The sequence below is a fragment of the Peribacillus sp. NPDC058075 genome (assembly GCF_042885195.1).
In the GTDB taxonomy this organism is placed as follows: Bacteria; Bacillota; Bacilli; order Bacillales; family DSM-1321; genus Peribacillus.
The window spans coordinates 491,791-510,238 of sequence record NZ_JBHVSL010000002.1 but is presented as its reverse complement, the minus strand read 5'-3'; the positions used below and the strand labels follow the sequence as shown (position 1 = coordinate 510,238).

Genomic DNA, 18,448 nt, shown 5'->3' with positions numbered 1-18,448 from the left:
GTAGCTCGAAGATAATAAATCTTATAAATTATATTAGAAAAATAACTAAAGTACAATAGCATGAAAAATTTTAAGGTACAGGTTTTCTCTAAAATAGATAATGATATACTAACAAATAGCTTAAACTAAGGATAATGACATAAAGTGAACGAAGCTGATACCATTAAAGTGGATTTATCAGTCAATTAAATGAAGAAATTCAGAAAGTAGGCCCATACATGACAGAATTCATCGACCTTGGCGTCAGCCCGGCGATTAATAACATATTAAAGCAAATAGGAATATCCGCCCCTACCCCGATTCAGGAGAAATCGATACCAGATATCCTTGCTGGAAGGGATGTCATCGCGAAGGCGCAGACGGGAACGGGGAAGACTTTGGCATTTTTGCTGCCAATCCTGGAAAAAGTCGATCCCGCCGCATCCCACATACAATCACTGATCGTCACGCCAACCAGGGAATTGGCTTTGCAAATCACTGCTGAATTGAAAAAATTCGCTGATGAAATCGAAGGACTTCAAGTGCTTGCAGTTTATGGCGGACAGGATGTCGAGCAGCAAATGAAGAAGCTGACAAGAAACATCTCCGTGGTGGTCGCCACGCCAGGCAGGTTATTAGATCATTTACGAAGAGGCACCATCGATCTCTCACAAACTGGAACACTTGTACTTGATGAAGCTGATCAAATGCTTCATATTGGCTTTTTACCAGAAGTGGAAGAGATCATGGGACAGCTTCCAGAGGAGCGCCAGACGCTGCTCTTTTCAGCGACGATGCCGGAACAGGTGCATCAATTGGCAAAACGCTACATGACCAAACCATTAACTGCCGCTGTGAAGGCTGAGCAAGTAACGGTCGAGAAAATCAGGCAGCTTGTCATCGAGACGACCGATCGTGCCAAACAGTCTTCATTAATCAACATGATCAGAGAAGAACAGCCATACCTTGCGATTATATTTTGCCGTACAAAACGGCGTGTTTCGGTTTTGAATGATGCCCTGAAGGCTTCTGGATTCAATTCTGAAGAGCTTCATGGTGACCTTTCACAGGCCAAGCGGGAACGTGTGATGAAAAACTTCAGAGACGCAAAGCTTCAATATTTAGTGGCAACGGACGTTGCTGCACGGGGGCTTGATGTAGAAGGCGTGACACATGTGTTTAATTATGATGTTCCCGAGGATGCAGAAAGTTACATTCACCGAATTGGCCGGACGGGCCGTGCTGGTGAGAATGGCTTGGCTGTAACCTTCATAGCAACGAAGGATCTTCAGCTTTTAAGCGATATAGAAAAAGGGATCTCCATGAAAATCGAAAGAAGGACGATTGAGGGAGTGAAAATGTTCCAACCTGATGAGTTGAGGCAAAAAAGGAAGCGTCATGAAGACTCTTCTGATGAAGGTACCCGCCGACCGCGTTCGGGAGGGGGAAGGAAACATCGTGAACGGATAGATACGAGAGGACCGAATCGGGGGAGTCACCGTTCTGTAAACCAAGCGGACAATCGTGAAATCGAGAGGGAGAAACCACGGGGAGGCCGGATGGAAAACAGCCGCGGACCCAAACGTGACGATTCACGGGAAAGCCGTTTGGGAAACGGTCGTGGACCTATTCGTGATGATTCACGGGGAGGGCGTTCGGAAAACGGCCGCGGACCAAGGCGAGAGAATCCGCGGGGTGGCCGCTCGGAAGAAAGCCGTGGGCCAAAGCGTGACAATCCGCGAGGAGATCAAAGAGACAGCCGTAGATCTCCTAGTACACAAGGGGCAAGTAGTCGTAGAGGTGGATCTGGAAGCTTTTCTAATAGAGGGAGAAATCGGTAAAAGGGGGAGACGGGAGTGGAGAAGCCTTGGTTGGCAGAATATCCAGTTTCGCTGGAGCTGGCAGGGAAATTGCTCATGCTGCAGTTTCCGGAAATTGAGTTGAAAGAGATCAAGCAACTTGGGGAGGGGTTCGATAACACGGTGATACAAATCAATGGGCAATTTGTATTCCGTTTCCCCCGCCGCCCTATTGCAGTTACGTTGATTCAGGTGGAAAATCGGCTTTTGCCATCCATTGCAGGCACTTTTCCGCTAGCTATCCCTGAACCGATCTTTTTTGGGAAACCAAGTACCCTGTATCCTTATCCTTTTACCGGTTATAAAATGGTAAAAGGACATTTGCCCGTAGAAGAACCAGAGGCAAATAAGGTCGAATCGGCAAAAAGGTTTGCCCGTTTTTTGAAGGTTCTTCACAGTTTCCCTGCGGAAAGGGCTATGCGTTTAGGTGTGCAGCCTGATGGGATGATGAGGCTTGATGTATCCTATCGAAAGAAATCACTTATGGAAAATGTCTCAAATCTATTAAAGCTAGGATACTTTGAACAGGCACGGGCGGTTAAGGATTTTGTTGAAGCCTTAGGCAAATTGGATGTTCAGCATCCGATTTCACTCGTTCACGGAGACATTCATATCCGGAATGTTTTGCTTGATGACGAAGGCGTTCTCTCAGGTATCATTGATTGGGGAGATGTTCATATCGGGAATCCAGCCATTGATTTCTCCTTTTTATACAGTTATTTCCCAAAAGAAGCGCGCAGAGCTTTTTTCGAAATCTATGGTGAAATCGAAAAGGAAACAGAGAGCTTAGCCCGGTTCAGAGCCATATATATGCTTGTTACATTACTCGTTTATGGCATAGACCGCCACGATGAAGAGCTGATTGCCATTACGAGTACCGGTTTGAAATTTGCTATAGAAGAATAATTGTCATGCTCTTTTGATGTTTAGGAGGTACATATGAACGCAAGTTATTATCAAACAATCACCTTACTGGCGAACATGTTGGATCAAGCTAATATTCCCTACCAATATACAGGTCGATCTGCTCTTTTCGTACAAGGAGTGGATATCGATGAATATAAGAAAATCAGCCTGGATGTACAATGGGATGTCTTCAATGAGGCTTTGGATCTTTTTTCCGAATACTCCCCAACAAAGCCTGAAAGAAGTCCTGAGACTGCATTCTTTCTAATGGATGTCGAGGGGGTTTCTGTCACTGTTCGCTGCCGGTTTAACACGACCATTAAAACGGACCCTTATCGTTTGTCCATAAAGATGGGGAATACGGAAGTTTGGTGCAGGTCGTTATACAGTTATTTATACGAAGAAGAAATGAGAAAGTACAGTGCCGGGATTCATGCTTACTTATCAGCCGAGCAGAAGGGTTTCACAGCGGAAAATGAACAGGCGTGGAACCAGAATAATTATTTAGCGCTTGTCAATCGTTATGGAGATCCCGTGGAATTGGCATCAAAAATCAAGCAAAACCCAAAATGGAGACTGCACCCTTTTTATAAGTATATGGGGGATTTATCCGGTAAAAAAATCACTCATTTGATGGGATCGAACGGTGTCAAAGCAGTTGCCCTTGCCATATTGGGAGCTGAAGTGAAAGTTGTTGATTTTTCCCAGGAAAATGCTATGTTTGCAAATGAGCTGGCAAGCGGTGCCAATGCGTCCATCGAGTATATCGTTTCTGATGTCCTTTCACTGTCATCCGAGCATGTATCAGGGAATCAGGATTTGGTTTTAATGGAGCTCGGTGTGCTTCACTACTTAATAGATCTGCAACCGTTATTTGAAAAAATTAAAATGATGCTGAAACCTGGAGGCCGATTCGTCCTGCATGAATTTCACCCGATTTCAACAAAGCTCATTACTTCAAATGGCAAAAAACATAAAATCTCAGGCAACTATTTCGCTCCGGCAATCGAAAACAATGAGGTCGCATTTTCGAAGCATATGCCTGATGAGGAAAAAGGGAGCCTTTCAAGAGTTGTACAGCGTAAATGGACAATTGGGGAACTTATAACGTCAATAGGTCAATCAGGGCTGGTTATTAAAGTACTCGAGGAAGAACCGAATCATAAAATCCATGATATTGGGCTTCCGAAAACATATACCTTGGTGGCGGAACGAGTTTAAGCTGCATGATGAGGAAATGAAAGCTGACTGAAGGAGCCTTTTTAGTCAGCTTTTTATTTATTCCATAATAAAGAGGATGCCGCGTTCCGCGACATCCCCGAAAAAATTAATTTTGTGCTGACCATTCCTCTACATCCCATACTTTGGTTACCCAATCTTCATAGAAATCAGGTTCATGGCATACAAGGACAATCGTTCCTTTATACTCTTTCAATGCACGTTTCAGTTCTTCTTTTGCAACGACATCCAAATGGTTTGTCGGTTCATCGAATAACAGCCAATTGCTTTCGGTAAGCATGAGTTTGCATAGACGGACTTTTGCTTGTTCTCCACCGCTTAAATGGCTCATCGGACGTGTAATGTGCTCGTTTTTCAAACCGACACGGGCAAGAATCGCACGTACCTGCGGTTGGTCCAGATGCGGAAATGCATTCCATACTTCATCGATCGGCGTCGTATCTCCTGCTTTCACTTCTTGTTCAAAATAAGAAGAAAAAAGGAAATCTCCAAGCGATCTTTTACCGCCTAGAGGATCGATTTTACCCAAAATCGTTTTTAATAGAGTGGATTTACCAACTCCGTTACAGCCGACCACGGCAATTTTTTCTCCCCGCTCGATGGTCATGGACAACTTCGGAAGCAATGGGCGGTCATATCCGATTTCCAGATCTTCACCTTCAAATACATAACGGCTGCTCGCACGTGACTCTTTAAAGTCAAAGGTAGGTTTCATTGCAGTTTCCGGACGATCGATGCGTTCCATGCGGTTCAATTGCTTTTGACGGCTCTTTGCCCGGCCGGTCGTTGAATAGCGGGCTTTATTCTTTGCAATGAAATCTTCCTGCTTTTTAATGAATTCGCGCTGTTTTTCATAGGCGTTAATATGTTGGTTTTTATTCAATTCAGCCAGCTCAAGGAATTTTTCATAAGTTGCCGTGTAACGGGTCAATTTAGAAAATTCAAGATGGAAGATGACGTCGACGACGCCGTTCATGAACTCGGTATCATGCGAAATCAATAAGAATGCATTAGGATATTCCTTTAAGTAGCTGCTCAGCCAGCGGATATGCTCCACATCCAAGTAGTTCGTCGGTTCATCAAGAAGCAGTACTTCAGGCTGTTCCAAAAGTAGCTTGGCCAGTAAAACCTTTGTCCGTTGTCCGCCGCTTAGGGCAGAGACATCACGGTCCAAACCGATTGCATCCAACCCTAAACCGCGGGCCGCTTCTTCAATTTTAATATCCAGATTGTAAAAACCGCCGGCTTCCAGCTTGTCCTGGATTTCACCCATTTGTTCCAAGAGTTCTTCAAGTTCCTCCGGAGTGGCCGTACCCATTTTCTCCGTAACTACATTCAGTTCTTTTTCCTGCTCGAATAAAGGCAAGTAGGCATCCCGTAAGACGTCGCGAATCGATTTACCTTTAGAAAGTATCGTATGTTGATCAAGATAGCCATATTCGACACCAGGTGTCCATTCGACCCGGCCATCATCATGGATGAGTTGTCCTGTAATGATATTCATCATCGTTGATTTCCCGACACCATTTGCCCCGACCAGACCAACATGTTCACCGGCCATCAGGCGGAAGGAAACATCCTTGAATAAGGTACGGTCGCCAAAGCTGTGTGCTAATTTATCTATAGAAAGTAAGCTCATTTTATATTGAACCTCCCAATTAATTTGAAAAAATCCCTACGTTTCATCATACTAAAATCTGCACGGGAATGCTATCTAAACTATTAATTTACATATATGTGGGTACTGAGAAGAGCAGCCCATCGATTACAGTGTTATGGAACTCCCGCCTTCTCCGCGAGTGGTCGATACTCTCTACTGCGAATCATAAAAAGGACTCAATTAAATGTCAAAAAAGACACAAGTTGTTTCAAATTTGAAACTCCTTGTGTCTTTAATTTTTATAAAATGAGGATATCCCATGCTTAATTTATGAAGATTTATTCGGGAAATCGGAGCAACCTTCAAAAATCAGGAAAAGCTCATTCGAAATTCCAATATAATGGCCTTTTTTTTAAAACACAAAATAATTAAATTGAACAAGCTAGTATGTGAGTTTAGTGGTTCTAGCGGTTCTTCATGTGTCTACATTCGTTGTATTTCTTAAAGAGTAGTGTCTTTAAATTGGCCTCGTTAGAGAACTATTATTTAGGAGAATATAGATTATTGCAATTAACGGAATGTTAAAAAATTTCGTTGATTATAAAATAATAATTTAAGGAGAAAAATATGACTATTTCAAGGAAATCAAATTTTTTAATGTTTGTATTGATTATCGCATCAATTTTTAGTATTGGTACAAGTGTCTTTGCTGCTAACAATACGGGTGATGATAAAAGTTTTCGTTTTACTGTTCCTGCTTCTAGCAATCCAGGTAAGGGCACTACTTACGATAATGGTTACTCACAGACGCAATCTAGATCAACCGCAGAAAAGAATGCTCCATGGTATTTGAATTTGGCCTATTCTTCGGAAGGTGCAGGAACAATTTCGATAATGTGGCTTGATAAGGGCAGTACTTCCCACTCACATCCAAGCAAATATTACCAAGGAAAGAAATATTCAATAAAAGTTAAAAGTGCTGTCAGTGGTTCAGTACGTATTGGCGCTGAAAATAATAATCTTACTTCAAAATCACACACCGTATCAGGATATTGGGATCCAGCAGTACGTTAATAGGAAGATAGCATATCCATATTCATGTATGTGTATGTTAGAGGCCGCCCCCTTTTTACTATCATGAAAGATTTGTAAGAAGGGGGCTTATATGATATTTAAAATGCATAACAAGGAGAAAAAATGAAAAGTCAATTTAGTAGAGTGTTAAGAAATAAATTAAGCCGTATTGTAATTTTAGCTATCATCCTGATTCCTTGTATGGAGATCATTCAGTTATTATCGGCTGTTATTTATGAAGATTCCTATCTGGCGGAGGCCTTTTTTCTTTCAGGGTCGACGATTGGACATGTAACACAAATTATTTTACTGTGGTTTCTCCCACTTTACTTACTGGTGATTTGCTCAGATGATCCTATACAAGATAAGAAGACAGGCGTTAGAGACATTTGGATTTCTAAATTAGGAAAAAAGAAATACTTCTTTGTTAAGCTTAAAACTGCTTTTATTATGTCTTTTTCTGTGATCTTTTTAGCCTTAACAATAAATTTTTTAATCAATTCTCTTTTTTTTGATATGGCTGGATTTAGTTCAGCGAACAATTATGACGGAGTGGCAGGGGAAGCTTTTTTAAAGAAGCAAGTGGTAAGTCCTTATCTTAGTATCTTTTTATTTTCCTTAACAACCTCTTTTTTTGCGGGTTTGATAGGGGCTGCTGGTACTTGCTTTAGTATGCTGACTTACGATAAAAAAATAACGTATCCAGTAACGTTTGCATTTTGGTATATCCTTATTTCAAATAAGGAGTCGGTAATGTATCTATTTCAACCGTTTGCCGAGTACGGGTTAGAGACTTTAGTACCCATTTTTATTACGTCAACTCTTGCTTTTCTTATTCTGTATATATTGACGTACCTCCATGAGGTGAAGATAAATGAAATATAAACGGTTGCTTTCAACTCTCTCTTTATTCCTTTTTATGGTGGTGCTTTGGTATAAACAAACAAGTGACTTTGTTCATCTTCAACCACTTTATAACAGGTTTCTCTCAATGAACTCTAATATATATTCGCCGAATTCAATCGAAGCACATGTGCTATTTTTCACTTATCCTTTTTTGATGTTCGTAAAAAGCACTGCAACTCCAAGTCATGCAGCAGCAACAGTTAGATATTTAATGCGTGGTGCAAAATATCGGAAGGATGTTCTAAATGCTTTCTATGCAGTTCTTATTTTCGTTACAATCCATCTTTTCATTTTAAGTTGCTATAACTTTTTCTATTTGGGGAGTGTTTTTTTAAAAGATGTAAGTTTTGTTCAGATCCTATTATGTGAGTTTCTTGGTCTTGTTTTTTATTATTTCTCGCTAGCTCTTCTTTATATAGCGATTAAAACGATCCTAAATTCAGATATATTATCTTACTCTTTTGTGTTTTTTATTGTGACATTGACTTTCTTTTTCAATAAGTTAGGCATGCAAGAGTTGTATACACCGATCCGAGATTTAGCAAATATCGTTTTATTATTAGTAGCTTCTGGTGATATGTACAGTATAGTAACGATTTATTTGCGCCAAATAACGATTGTCGTAGTCCTGCTTGTTTTTGGGTGGAACATGTTTCAAAGGAAGGATTACCTGAAAAATGACTCAATTTAGAAATGAAGCGATCATCTTGTTTATTGTTGCACTCATCCAATATGTATATTTCATGAATGATAGTTTAGCTCATTCTTCCTTTCCTTTTTTGGATGGCGTACCGACACCAGTTAGTTATCCTCACTTAGTTACCTATTTAACGGGCTGGTATATATCGATAGGGGCAAGTAGCTTCATTTTACTAGGGCACATCTCGGATTCATTATTTGATTACGGAAAATATATCATTTTAAGGGGGAAAAGTAGGACTTCATGGCTAATGTCTAAAGCCATCCATATGTGGAGGGTTGTACTGGTTTTAGTTTTTTCTCAATTAATCGCTACAACTTTTTTTCAAACAATGTTGGATTCGGATCCTGTACTTGAATTGACACACCTGTTTGAAGGTATATTGTTTTATGTGTTAACAATCATGGCTATTTTATCCATGCAAATGATATTGGAACTGTATATGAAATCTCAATTGGCGTTTATATTAACCAATTGTTATGTGCTTCTATCAATAACGATTGTTGAAGGTTTCACTCAAAAAAAAGTGCTGTTTCATGTGTTTTTCCCGAACCTTTCAATGAGTTTTCGCAATGGCATTATTGCTAATCCTAACTTGCAGGAAACGATAGGCCAATTAAATGAGCCGGGGCTTTTTTTAGTTGTTATTATTTTGTTTCTGCTTTGTCTTTCCGTAATAAGAATAAAAAAAATAGAATTAATGTGAGGAATTATAATGATTGAAGTCCATGACTTATCAAAGAAGTTAAAAAAAAATAATGTTTTACAAAACATCACTTACACCTTCGAAAAAGGGAGAATCTATGGTTTGATTGGAAAAAACGGATCTGGTAAGACCATGTTGCTTCGGGCGATAGCTGGACTTATTATTCCAACTGAAGGCAGTGTAACCATTAATGAAAAAGTATTGCATAAAGATATTTCGTTTCCGCCAAGTATCGGCATTATTATTGAAAATCTCGAATTGCTTCCCCAATGATGCTGAGACTAATTTGAAAATTTTGGCTGCGATTAAGAAAGCAGCGTCGCTCGAAGATATACAACACGCCATAAAGAGACTTGAGCTGGATCGCTTCGGTACATTGAAAGTAAGAAAATATTCTCTAGGTATGAAGCAGCGACTGAATATAGCACAAGCCATTTTTGAAAAACCTGAAATTATTTTATTGGATGAACCAACTAATGCAATTGATGAAAAAGGTGTGGAACGAGTACTTGATATATTGCAAGAAGAACGGGAGAGAGGAGCAACCATCATTATTGCCACTCATAATAAAGATGATGTTTTCCCGATTTGTGATGAAGTTATAGAAATTAGTAATGGACGGTTAAAATGATGAGAAAATCTCAAATGATTTTTTTGGTTATCACATTTGTATGTTTACTCACAATCATATCCATACCGGAATTCATAAAATCTCTTACGCCAAATGAACACCTTGAAACAAAAAAAATCAAGGGCGGAGGTATCGAATACAGACTCACACAAGGCAACTTCCATGTAGGAAACGATATTCCAGAGGGGTATTATGACGTGACAAGCGATGGTGATAATTATTTTAATGGTACTCAACTTTCGGATGGTGATCATTTTTTAGGTTTGAAACTTTATGATGAAAATAAAGCCCAAGTTAGTGGAAAAGGAACAATTAAGTTAAAAAAATCAGCTTTTTCACCAGTTAGTAAAGATGGTGATGTCTATAAAATACATCATTCTGGTTTCTATACAATTGGTAAACAAATAAAATCTGGAAAGTATACCATTACTTATGAAGCTAGGAATAATGAATCATTAAAGGAAGATCCATGGTTCCAAATCATATCTGATGATTTGCAAAAAATTATAGGAGGTGATTCCTTTGGAGATGCCAATCAGTTTGAAATTGACCTGAAGGAGAATACATGGTTGGAACTTAACCAAAGTGGATTTTCGACTAATAAAAATGTTTCTTTCTTCTTAACACCTGTAAAATAGGCGTAAATTGACACGTAATAACGATATATCTTCATCTTTTGTTCTGCTCCACACCGTACGTGCAGCTTTCACCTCATATAGCTTTCAAATCACTAATTTTACGAAGATTATGTACGTTCTTTATCTAAAATGGACATAGACAGGGCATTTAAAAGATTTGGTTATTGTCTCGTTTTGGGTTGCGGAAATTAATTCGAATGTTTTGCCCTCCACTCCCTAAATCCACATTTTCGGGAGTGGAGGGCAAAAATTTATTATTTATCTAAATTAAACCCTTTTAATAAGTCGGCAAATGGATTATTAATCGGTTCGGCTTCTTTTTCCTGCTCTTTTAAATACTTCTGAACGGAACGTTTATCCACTTTTCCACCAGACTCTTTTTTTCGTCTTGCTTCAAAAGCAGATAGTTTCTCGCGGTATCCGCATTTACATGTGAAGATTTGACCATCGCCTTCACCACGTAGTTCCATTTTCTTTTTACATTGAGGGCAGCGTGCGTTGGTTACGCGTGCCACGTTCTTTTTATGACCGCATTCACGATCTTGGCAGACGAGCATTTTGCCTTTTTTGCTATTCACTTCAAGCATAGGCTTCCCACAGTCTGGACAAGATTTCGTAGAGATATTGTCATGTTTATATTTTTTGTCACTCGTTTTGATTGCACTGACAATCTCTTTTGTGTAATCTTTCATTTCATTGATGAACACGTCTTTTTTCAGTTTCCCTTTTGCGATTAGCTCGAGCTTTTGTTCCCACTCAGCTGTTGTCGCAGGAGATTTTAATTTTTCTGGGACTAAATCTAAAAGCTGACGCCCCTTAGATGTGATATAGATTTCTTTACCGCCACGTTTTTCAAATAAGAACGAATTAAATAATTTATCGATGATATCAGCACGAGTAGCTACTGTACCAAGTCCTCCAGTCGATCTTAACGTGTCTACAAGCTTCTTATCGTTTGTTTTCATAAATTTCGCAGGGTTTTCCATTGCTGATAGTAAAGTCGCCTCAGTAAAGCGTGCTGGGGGCTTTGTTTGACCTGACGTTTGAGTGATTAATTTTGTCTTTAATACATCGTCTTTTTCAATACGAGGTAATAACTGCTCTTTTACATCATCTGTTGATTCTTCATCATCAAAATGGTTCGCATAAACTTCTTTCCAGCCAGAATGAATCACTGTTTTTCCTTTAGCGATAAACTTTTGATCCCCGATTTTCGTTTGCACTGTTAATTGCTCATATTCAAATGCAGGGAATAAAACAGCTAAGAAACGTTTCACAACAAGGTCGTAGATTTTGCGTTCTTTGTCAGTGAAGGATGAAATATTTACATAACCTTCAGTTGGAATGATGGCATGGTGATCACTCACTTTACTATCATCTACAAACCCTTTTGAAACTTTAATAGGCTTATTTAACACTTTGTTTGCAAGTGAACGATATTCACCTACAGCACAAGCTTTTAAACGCTCTGGAAGCGTACTAACGATATCAGAAGATAAATAACGGGAATCTGTACGGGGATAAGTTAAGACTTTGTGTTGCTCGTACAATTTTTGCATAATGTTCAATGTTTCTTTGGCAGAATAGCCAAAAAGTTTATTCCCATCACGTTGCAACTCTGTTAAATCATATAGACCAGGTGCGAATGTTTTCTTTGCCTTACGGTCAATGGAAACAACAGTCGCATCTTTACTTCCAAGTGATTTCACGATTGCGTCGGTCTTTTCTTTATTAAAGCTACGACTATTTCCGCTTGCATCTTGCCACGTTAAATTAAGTCCATCTGTTTGGGCTTCAATTCCATAATAGGTTTGAGGTTTGAAATTCGCAATTTCCTCTTCACGTGCTGCAACCATTGCAACTGTTGGTGTTTGAACACGTCCACAGTTTAATTGTGCATTAAATTTTGTTGTTAAAGCACGAGTTGCATTTAAACCGATATACCAGTCTGCTTCCGAACGTGCTACTGCAGAAATATACAAGTCTTCATAAGCTTTACCAGGCTTTAAGTTATTGAATCCATCTTTAATAGCTTTATCTGTTACAGAAGAAATCCAGAGTCGTTTGATAGGCTTATGAACTTTTGCTTTATCAATAATCCAACGTGCAACTAATTCTCCTTCTCTCCCGGCATCAGTAGCCACAATTACTTCATTTACATCACTGCGATTTAATTGTGTTTTAACAGTATTAAATTGCTTTCCTGTTTGTTTCATGACAACTAACTTCATGTGTTCAGGAAGCATAGGAAGGTCTTCCAGTTTCCATGTTTTATATTTAATATCGTATGCCTCTGGATCTGCTAGTGTAACTAAATGTCCTAATGCCCACGTAACGATATATTTATCGCCTTCTAAAAATCCATTGCCTTTTATATTACACTTCAATACATTTGCGATATCACGTGCAACTGAAGGCTTCTCAGCAATTACCACACTTTTTGACATTTGTTCAAACTCCCTTACTAACTATTTACCGTCTAATATAACATAATTTCAAGGAGGAAATTGCCCCATACACTCCTGTTTAGTGGGAATAATAGACATTGCTTGTTTGAGAAGTCCAACTGCTTTTTTTAGCGTGTATTTTCTCTGGGAATTTCATTTACTTTTTTAGGAGAAATTGTAGTTTCTATATTGAATAAATCTTAAAGTAGGAGATATTCCATATTCGTCCCTGTCAGGAACGAAATGCCCTGATTGCGGCAAGGTGATGCTTGAAGTGAATAGTAAAAAGGGTAAAATGCTTGTCTGCCAAGATCGTGAATGCGGCCACAAAAAAAGTGTTTCACGTGTAACAAATGCCAGATGCCCACAATGTCATAAAAAGATAGAAATGCGCGGTCAAGGAGAAGCAGAGACATTCACCTGTAAATGCGGTTTTTACGAAAAAATTTCTTCTTACAATAAACGAAGAGGGCAAAATAAGAATCAAAAAGTATCCAAAAATGAAGTATCCAATTATATGAAAAAGCATAATAAAGAAGAGCCGATCAATACTGATTGGCGGATGCCTTGGCCAAACTGAAATTCGATAAATAAAAGAAAAGAGCCCTTCACCTTTAGCTCCATGGTGAAAGGGCTCTTTTTTATGGGTTATATGCATGGAACAGGTCTGGGCAAAGTTCCTTGGGCAGGCCCATCTTTCCGACAACAAGGTGAAGTGGCAAAATGGGTATAAAAGAAAAAGGCAGAAAGGGATGGAGCGCTCGCTCCATCCCTTTCCATATATCGCTGCATCTGTTAAATTTCATTCAGTACGGTGCCATGTAATTCATATTCAAGTGTTTTGTCAGTGTGTGTGTTTATCCGTATCTACTCGTATGAGCGTACTGAATGGCTTCTGATCACCTGGACTGAAAATTGCTTCATCATTCTCTGGATTCCATAGGCTGTAAATACTCATGATCGTATCCTCCTCCTTTGGATGAGAAGACTAGTAATTCCCATGCTTGATTATCATCCAACTCTTCAATTGACTCTAACGCTGATCACCGGGACTAAACACCGCTGCGTCATTCTCTTTGTTCCATTGGCTTCTGATTGTACTCATCGTGCACTATCATCTCCTTTGGTGAGAATGTCTTACAGTATTTATATACCCGGATAGGACAGGTTAAAACATATATTTTAAAAAAAATATGATTATGTTTCTGAAATAGCAAGTTGTAACATGCCGAGTTTGCGTCTGCTTTCAAATATCCATAGTGCACCATGGTGGACTGACTTTTTTTTATAAAGCAACCTTCTGTTGTAAGCTTCGTGCCCATGCAACGACATTTTCTGTAAGGGGCCTTGGTTGAAAAGTTGGAAAAAAATCCGTACTTGTGAATATTAAAGAACCTTATCTACTATGTTGACAAATCATTATTGTAAAGTGATATAATTTTAAATTGTATGCATGACAAAAGGTAGGAGATAGAATCAAATGAATCAAAAATTAATAAATACTGAGAGTAAGTTCAGACCCGAAATCGAAGGGTTACGCGTTGTTGCCGCACTGCTGGTGGCGGTTTATCATATATGGCTTAATCGTGTTTCTGGCGGGGTTGATGTATTCTTTGTAATTTCAGGTTTTCTTATTACTACTTCAATTGTTTCAACAATCAATCGAACAGGGGAATTTCGTTTTCTTCCATATGTCACAAAATTAATGAAAAGATTACTTCCTTCTGTATTTTTTATTCTTGCCATTGTTCTCGTTTTAAGTTGGTTTTTATTACCTAAATCAATTTTGGATAAAACTATACATGAAGTATTTGCCTCCATGTTTTTCTATCAAAACTGGCAACTGGCTTTTTCGAGCACGGATTATTTAGATTCCAGTCAAATGAAAACACCTGTTGAGCACTTTTGGGCTTTGTCTATACAAGGACAATTTTATATAATTTGGTTTTTATTATTCACTTTGATTTTATTTTTAATAAAAAAATATAAATTAACTAAAGTTAAAACATTAATTAATGCGATTTTAGGAATATTATTTATTTCCTCTTTTATATATTCCATATATTTAACCTCTGTCAATCAGCCATGGGCATATTTCATAACGATGACACGTGTGTGGGAATTTGCTTTAGGCAGTTTGCTCTGTATCAATTTATCATTGATTAAGGTAAATAAATATATAGCAACAGTGATAGGGTGGCTTGGATTAATCGGTTTAATTTTAACGGGAATAGTTTTCAATGTATCTGAAATGTTTCCGGGGTATATTGCCTTATGGCCAATGACCTGCGCATTATTCATTGTTTTGTCTGGTACACGCGATACAAAATATGGTGTAAAACGCTTTTTAGGTTCACCCGTAATGGTGAAGCTAGGTGGAATCGCTTTTGGAATCTACTTGTGGCATTGGGTATTATTGGAGTTCTATCGTTATAATGTCCAGGAAACTCCAGGATTCATCGTCGGAACGCTTATTATCCTTTCATCAATTGCCCTTTCATTTTTAATGACTCGATATATAGAAGAGCCAATTCGAAGCTCAAAGGATAATAAATTCTCATTCAAGAGAATCGGGATAATGGGCAGTGTGAATGTACTCTTGATTGCATCTCTTTTAATTGGGGTATATATCGATCAAAATAAGCTGGAAAATAATATAAACGATAAAAATTATCCAGGAGCGTTAGCTGTGAAAAACCCTGACGATATACCTGATCAAGAACCAATTCCATCATATTCTGAAGTCTTTGATGATTTACCAAAAGCGCATTTGGACGGCAGTAACCAAGGGTTAAAGGAAAGTGACTTGAAAATTGGGGAATATGGCGAAACTGAAAATTACGATGCTACAATTGCCCTGATCGGCAGTTCCCATTCAGAGCATTGGTTAGGTGCCATTTTAGAAGCAACAAAAGATGACAATTATCGTGTATTGAATATGACTCGTTCAGGTACACGTTTTTCAACAGGTTATGCGGATGATGATTTGAAAGGTATCTGGGTCAATAATGTTCTCGATTATCTAAAGGATTCAGATGTAGATCTTGTTATTTCTCACGCCACAGCTTCTGATTCACCTAATAATAAAATACAACAACAAATGGTTGGTCAGCTGCAGTATGTTAAAGATGAATATGGTATTGAAGTGTTAGCGGTTCGTGATGATCCAAGATATAGTTTTAATGTACTGGAATCATTAGAAACACATGGAATAGAAGAAACAACAAAAAAAATGAATTCAGTAGATAATCAGAAAGACGAAAGCTTTTGGAGACAATTTGAAAAAGAGAATAAATCATTGCATAAAATTGACTTAACAGAGTACTTTAAAGTGAACGGTAAATTTCAGCCCATTATTGGTAATGTTATAATTTACCGGGACAATAGACATTTAACGAATACTTATTCTGAAAGTTTCGGACCTATTTTTGATGAAAAAATCAACGAGATAGGCTTAGATGGAAAGTAAGTATAGCTAACGGGAATTTTGTTTGGAACTGCTGGTTATCTTTAAAATAAAAAATCCGGGTTCTGTGTTTTACAGGGCTCGGATTTTTTTATATGAACTTGTGATTAACTTTGTCTAATCGCACCATAAATCACAGAAAAAACCCTGTTACTATGCGGAAGAACCGCATTGTAACAGGGTTTTTAATTAGCGTCCCAGATAGGAATCGAACCTACGACCTACAGCTTAGGAGGTACTGCTTATTACAGTTTCCTTAACAAGTAGGCTTGGACTGTTTATAAATCGTATTATAACGGCAATTTCCATGCTTTTACGGTATACCATCCGTAAATATTAAATAAAAGTGTCTGACGTTTCCGAAACAATGTTTCCGACTTTTATTATATAATGGTTAATCATTTCTAATCAAGGAATTATTTAAAAGTTCATGGACAGGGCAGAAGGATATTTGCTTAGGTGTGAAGAGAAATATGTTAATATTGTCTATGAAAGTGTTGTTGGTAAAATTTGTTGATTTGAATTTACATAAAGGTTGTTTCCTATAAATATAATAAATGGGTTTGAAATTGTACGAATGAATTTTCATAAAGGAGAAAGTATTATGGAACCAATGTTACCACCCAGAACCAGAACACCAAACCTGCTAAAAAAGGAATTAAAAAAATTCACTAACAAAACAAAATATATGAAAATAATGGATACTCTTTTCTTTGTCGCTTTAATCCCTATAAGTACAGTAATAGTCATTTTTTTGATTCAAGGGTTTAATTGGTTCTATATTAAAACCGAAGGCATAATTCCAACTACTATAGTAATCTCACTTTTCATAATCATCATATTTATTGTTGGATTTATATTTATGCTTAAACATAAAACAAAACTAAAAGAAGTTAAAAAAGAATTTGATGCAACCACAATACTATGGTCTTGCCTGACTGGTTTATTAACTACGTATATTGGTTTCAGTGTATCTTTATATACCTCTGAGTTGGTAAAAAAAGAAGAAGATAAGGAAAAAGTTGCTGCCCTTCTGGATTTATATGTAGCCAAATATGAACAAGAGAAACGTGAGGTTAACAACGCTAATGCTATGTCTAGGTCGATAAGATTGTAAATGAGATAGAAGAAAAGGGAACTTCTAATAATCAAGAAGAACAACCGAGTGAAACAGACAAGAATAGCCCTGACAACAAAAAGATAATTAAAATAAAAGAACCTTTCTTATCTTTTATTTCACAAAATATTGATCTATATTCAAAGCTTTCTCCTAGTTTACAAAAATGCATCCAAAATTGGGAATTGATAAATGATGAATATAATATTGATTTAATAAATGATGGGTATCCGAGGAAAAGTGAAAATCCAGATATTAAATCATTGGATCAAAAGCGTGCTGAATATCTTATTACTTTGGAAGAAGTAAGTAATGAAATTAGTAAACGATCTAATATTTTAGAGTTAGAACAACAATACTTAAGGGGCGAAATATCAGAAGAGGTACACGATAATACCATAGAACTTAATCTTGCATTTTATACTAAAGCTAATAGTGATCTTGATAGCATCAAAACTGTTAAAGCTTTCGATCAATATAAGGAAAATTATGATAAAAATGCATCTGAAATTGAGGAAGAGATTATCAAAAAAATAGAAAACGGAGAAGGGATTTTTTATACATATTAGAAGTAATAAAAAGAGGTGCTACTGCAATTAACACCTTTTTCTATTCTGAAATAACAACTATAAACTTTCCATTCATCGGGATTATAACGATAGGGCGGTAGCTTAGGAGAATATATTGAATGGAGAATCACAATGACAGAAAGAAAGATGTGCGAATTTTGTGCTGTTTGGGATAATCTTAGCGATCTAACCCCACTGTTCGAACAGGGGAAAAATAATGTTTCTTATTACTGTGACAGGTGTATGCCGAACGTTAAAATCAATCTGTTGAAGCTACCGTACAGTTCACTATTTAGGTGGGGAAAGAAAGGCAGCCATAACGTAAAATAACTTCTGGGAGATTACTAAAATGTGGTTAAAAGTGAGTTTAGGGATATTTGCAATACTGGGGTATTTTCTTATGGGGTATGCTGTTTTTGGAAATAAAAATAAGATCGATGATATGTATACAGGTACTTCTTCAAGCCTGATTGAAGTGATACTTGACCTTACGTATGAATTTTCCCCAACGGTAGTAAGGAGAATTTTGCTATTTCTTTTAGGATTAGTTACCGCATTTATTTTTACAATGGGAGTCATTCTGTCATAAAAAAATCCCCCAATTCAATTAA

The 18,448-nt window shown here is 37.7% G+C and carries 14 protein-coding genes and 2 pseudogenes; 14 read left to right on the top strand and 2 right to left on the bottom strand.

The window, feature by feature from the left end:
* Positions 1 to 218 precede the first annotated feature (218 nt).
* Genes ACFVS1_RS20220 through ACFVS1_RS20210 form a run of 3 tightly spaced genes read left to right on the top strand, consistent with a single transcriptional unit; the run spans position 219 to position 3,965 of the window.
* The gene (locus ACFVS1_RS20220) at positions 219 to 1,820 is read left to right on the top strand and encodes a DEAD/DEAH box helicase (RefSeq protein ID WP_387550007.1); all 1,602 of its coding nucleotides are present in this window, start codon (positions 219 to 221) and stop codon (positions 1,818 to 1,820) included.
* 15 nt (positions 1,821 to 1,835) lie between these two features.
* Positions 1,836 to 2,744, top strand: a complete 909-nt coding sequence (locus ACFVS1_RS20215) for a phosphotransferase (protein ID WP_387550005.1) — start codon at positions 1,836 to 1,838, stop codon at positions 2,742 to 2,744.
* Positions 2,745 to 2,777: 33 nt separating this feature from the next.
* Positions 2,778 to 3,965, top strand: coding sequence for a class I SAM-dependent methyltransferase (locus tag ACFVS1_RS20210; RefSeq protein ID WP_387550003.1), 1,188 nt, complete (start codon positions 2,778 to 2,780; stop codon positions 3,963 to 3,965).
* A gap of 106 nt (positions 3,966 to 4,071) precedes the next feature.
* On the opposite strand, the gene ACFVS1_RS20205 is transcribed toward ACFVS1_RS20210, so the two are convergent.
* Positions 4,072 to 5,622 (bottom strand): ABC-F family ATP-binding cassette domain-containing protein, encoded by a 1,551-nt coding sequence (locus ACFVS1_RS20205; RefSeq protein ID WP_352924225.1) that lies wholly within the window; start codon positions 5,620 to 5,622, stop codon positions 4,072 to 4,074.
* Positions 5,623 to 6,210: 588 nt separating this feature from the next.
* On the opposite strand from ACFVS1_RS20205, the gene ACFVS1_RS20200 reads away from it, so the two are divergent.
* The 6 genes and pseudogenes from ACFVS1_RS20200 (at position 6,211) to ACFVS1_RS20175 (ending at position 10,238) form a co-directional block, all read left to right on the top strand.
* A complete protein-coding gene (locus ACFVS1_RS20200) occupies positions 6,211 to 6,657 on the top strand; it encodes a DUF2712 domain-containing protein (protein ID WP_352924223.1) in 447 nt (148 codons plus the stop codon).
* Positions 6,658 to 6,780: 123 nt separating this feature from the next.
* On the top strand, positions 6,781 to 7,542 hold the full coding sequence (locus ACFVS1_RS20195) for a hypothetical protein (protein ID WP_352924221.1): 762 nt from the start codon (positions 6,781 to 6,783) through the stop codon (positions 7,540 to 7,542).
* A complete protein-coding gene (locus ACFVS1_RS20190) occupies positions 7,532 to 8,254 on the top strand; it encodes a WxPxxD family membrane protein (RefSeq protein WP_352924220.1) in 723 nt (240 codons plus the stop codon). Before ACFVS1_RS20195 ends, ACFVS1_RS20190 begins: the two co-directional genes overlap by 11 nt.
* Entirely contained in the window at positions 8,241 to 8,969 is a 729-nt protein-coding gene (locus tag ACFVS1_RS20185; protein WP_387550000.1) for a DUF2705 family protein, read from the top strand. Before ACFVS1_RS20190 ends, ACFVS1_RS20185 begins: the two co-directional genes overlap by 14 nt.
* 9 nt (positions 8,970 to 8,978) lie before the next feature.
* Positions 8,979 to 9,600 (top strand): annotated as a pseudogene (locus ACFVS1_RS20180) (ABC transporter ATP-binding protein).
* A complete protein-coding gene (locus ACFVS1_RS20175) occupies positions 9,597 to 10,238 on the top strand; it encodes a hypothetical protein (protein WP_352924214.1) in 642 nt (213 codons plus the stop codon). Before ACFVS1_RS20180 ends, ACFVS1_RS20175 begins: the two are co-directional and overlap by 4 nt.
* A 254-nt stretch (positions 10,239 to 10,492) precedes the next feature.
* Here the strand turns inward: ACFVS1_RS20175 and ACFVS1_RS20170 are convergent, their stop codons facing one another.
* Positions 10,493 to 12,685, bottom strand: coding sequence for a DNA topoisomerase III (locus ACFVS1_RS20170; RefSeq protein ID WP_387549998.1), 2,193 nt, complete (start codon positions 12,683 to 12,685; stop codon positions 10,493 to 10,495).
* A gap of 235 nt (positions 12,686 to 12,920) precedes the next feature.
* Between ACFVS1_RS20170 and ACFVS1_RS20165 the strand changes: the two are divergent.
* The 5 genes and pseudogenes from ACFVS1_RS20165 to ACFVS1_RS20145 form a co-directional block, all read left to right on the top strand.
* A pseudogene (locus tag ACFVS1_RS20165) lies at positions 12,921 to 13,279 on the top strand (DNA topoisomerase III); the annotation flags it as partial.
* Between the two features lie 886 nt (positions 13,280 to 14,165).
* On the top strand, positions 14,166 to 16,154 hold the full coding sequence (locus tag ACFVS1_RS20160; RefSeq protein ID WP_387549996.1) for an acyltransferase family protein: 1,989 nt from the start codon (positions 14,166 to 14,168) through the stop codon (positions 16,152 to 16,154).
* Positions 16,155 to 16,755: 601 nt separating this feature from the next.
* Positions 16,756 to 17,268, top strand: coding sequence for a hypothetical protein (locus ACFVS1_RS20155; RefSeq protein WP_387549994.1), 513 nt, complete (start codon positions 16,756 to 16,758; stop codon positions 17,266 to 17,268).
* 185 nt (positions 17,269 to 17,453) lie between these two features.
* Entirely contained in the window at positions 17,454 to 17,837 is a 384-nt protein-coding gene (locus ACFVS1_RS20150; protein ID WP_387549992.1) for a hypothetical protein, read from the top strand.
* Between the two features lie 349 nt (positions 17,838 to 18,186).
* Positions 18,187 to 18,426, top strand: a complete 240-nt coding sequence (locus ACFVS1_RS20145; RefSeq protein WP_387549990.1) for a hypothetical protein — start codon at positions 18,187 to 18,189, stop codon at positions 18,424 to 18,426.
* Positions 18,427 to 18,448 lie beyond the last annotated feature (22 nt).

What these genes read in the sequence shown, in the direction of transcription:
- ACFVS1_RS20160 (WP_387549996.1), top strand. Translation starts at nt 14,166, where the DNA reads ATGAATCAAAAATTAATAAATACTGAGAGTAAGTTCAGACCCGAAATC.
- ACFVS1_RS20145 (WP_387549990.1), top strand. Translation starts at nt 18,187, where the DNA reads ATGTGGTTAAAAGTGAGTTTAGGGATATTTGCAATACTGGGGTATTTT.
- ACFVS1_RS20170 (WP_387549998.1), bottom strand. Translation starts at nt 12,685, where the DNA reads ATGTCAAAAAGTGTGGTAATTGCTGAGAAGCCTTCAGTTGCACGTGAT.
- ACFVS1_RS20205 (WP_352924225.1), bottom strand. Translation starts at nt 5,622, where the DNA reads ATGAGCTTACTTTCTATAGATAAATTAGCACACAGCTTTGGCGACCGT.
- ACFVS1_RS20155 (WP_387549994.1), top strand. Translation starts at nt 16,756, where the DNA reads ATGGAACCAATGTTACCACCCAGAACCAGAACACCAAACCTGCTAAAA.
- ACFVS1_RS20190 (WP_352924220.1), top strand. Translation starts at nt 7,532, where the DNA reads ATGAAATATAAACGGTTGCTTTCAACTCTCTCTTTATTCCTTTTTATG.
- ACFVS1_RS20195 (WP_352924221.1), top strand. Translation starts at nt 6,781, where the DNA reads ATGAAAAGTCAATTTAGTAGAGTGTTAAGAAATAAATTAAGCCGTATT.
- ACFVS1_RS20175 (WP_352924214.1), top strand. Translation starts at nt 9,597, where the DNA reads ATGATGAGAAAATCTCAAATGATTTTTTTGGTTATCACATTTGTATGT.
- ACFVS1_RS20185 (WP_387550000.1), top strand. Translation starts at nt 8,241, where the DNA reads ATGACTCAATTTAGAAATGAAGCGATCATCTTGTTTATTGTTGCACTC.
- ACFVS1_RS20200 (WP_352924223.1), top strand. Translation starts at nt 6,211, where the DNA reads ATGACTATTTCAAGGAAATCAAATTTTTTAATGTTTGTATTGATTATC.
- ACFVS1_RS20210 (WP_387550003.1), top strand. Translation starts at nt 2,778, where the DNA reads ATGAACGCAAGTTATTATCAAACAATCACCTTACTGGCGAACATGTTG.
- ACFVS1_RS20220 (WP_387550007.1), top strand. Translation starts at nt 219, where the DNA reads ATGACAGAATTCATCGACCTTGGCGTCAGCCCGGCGATTAATAACATA.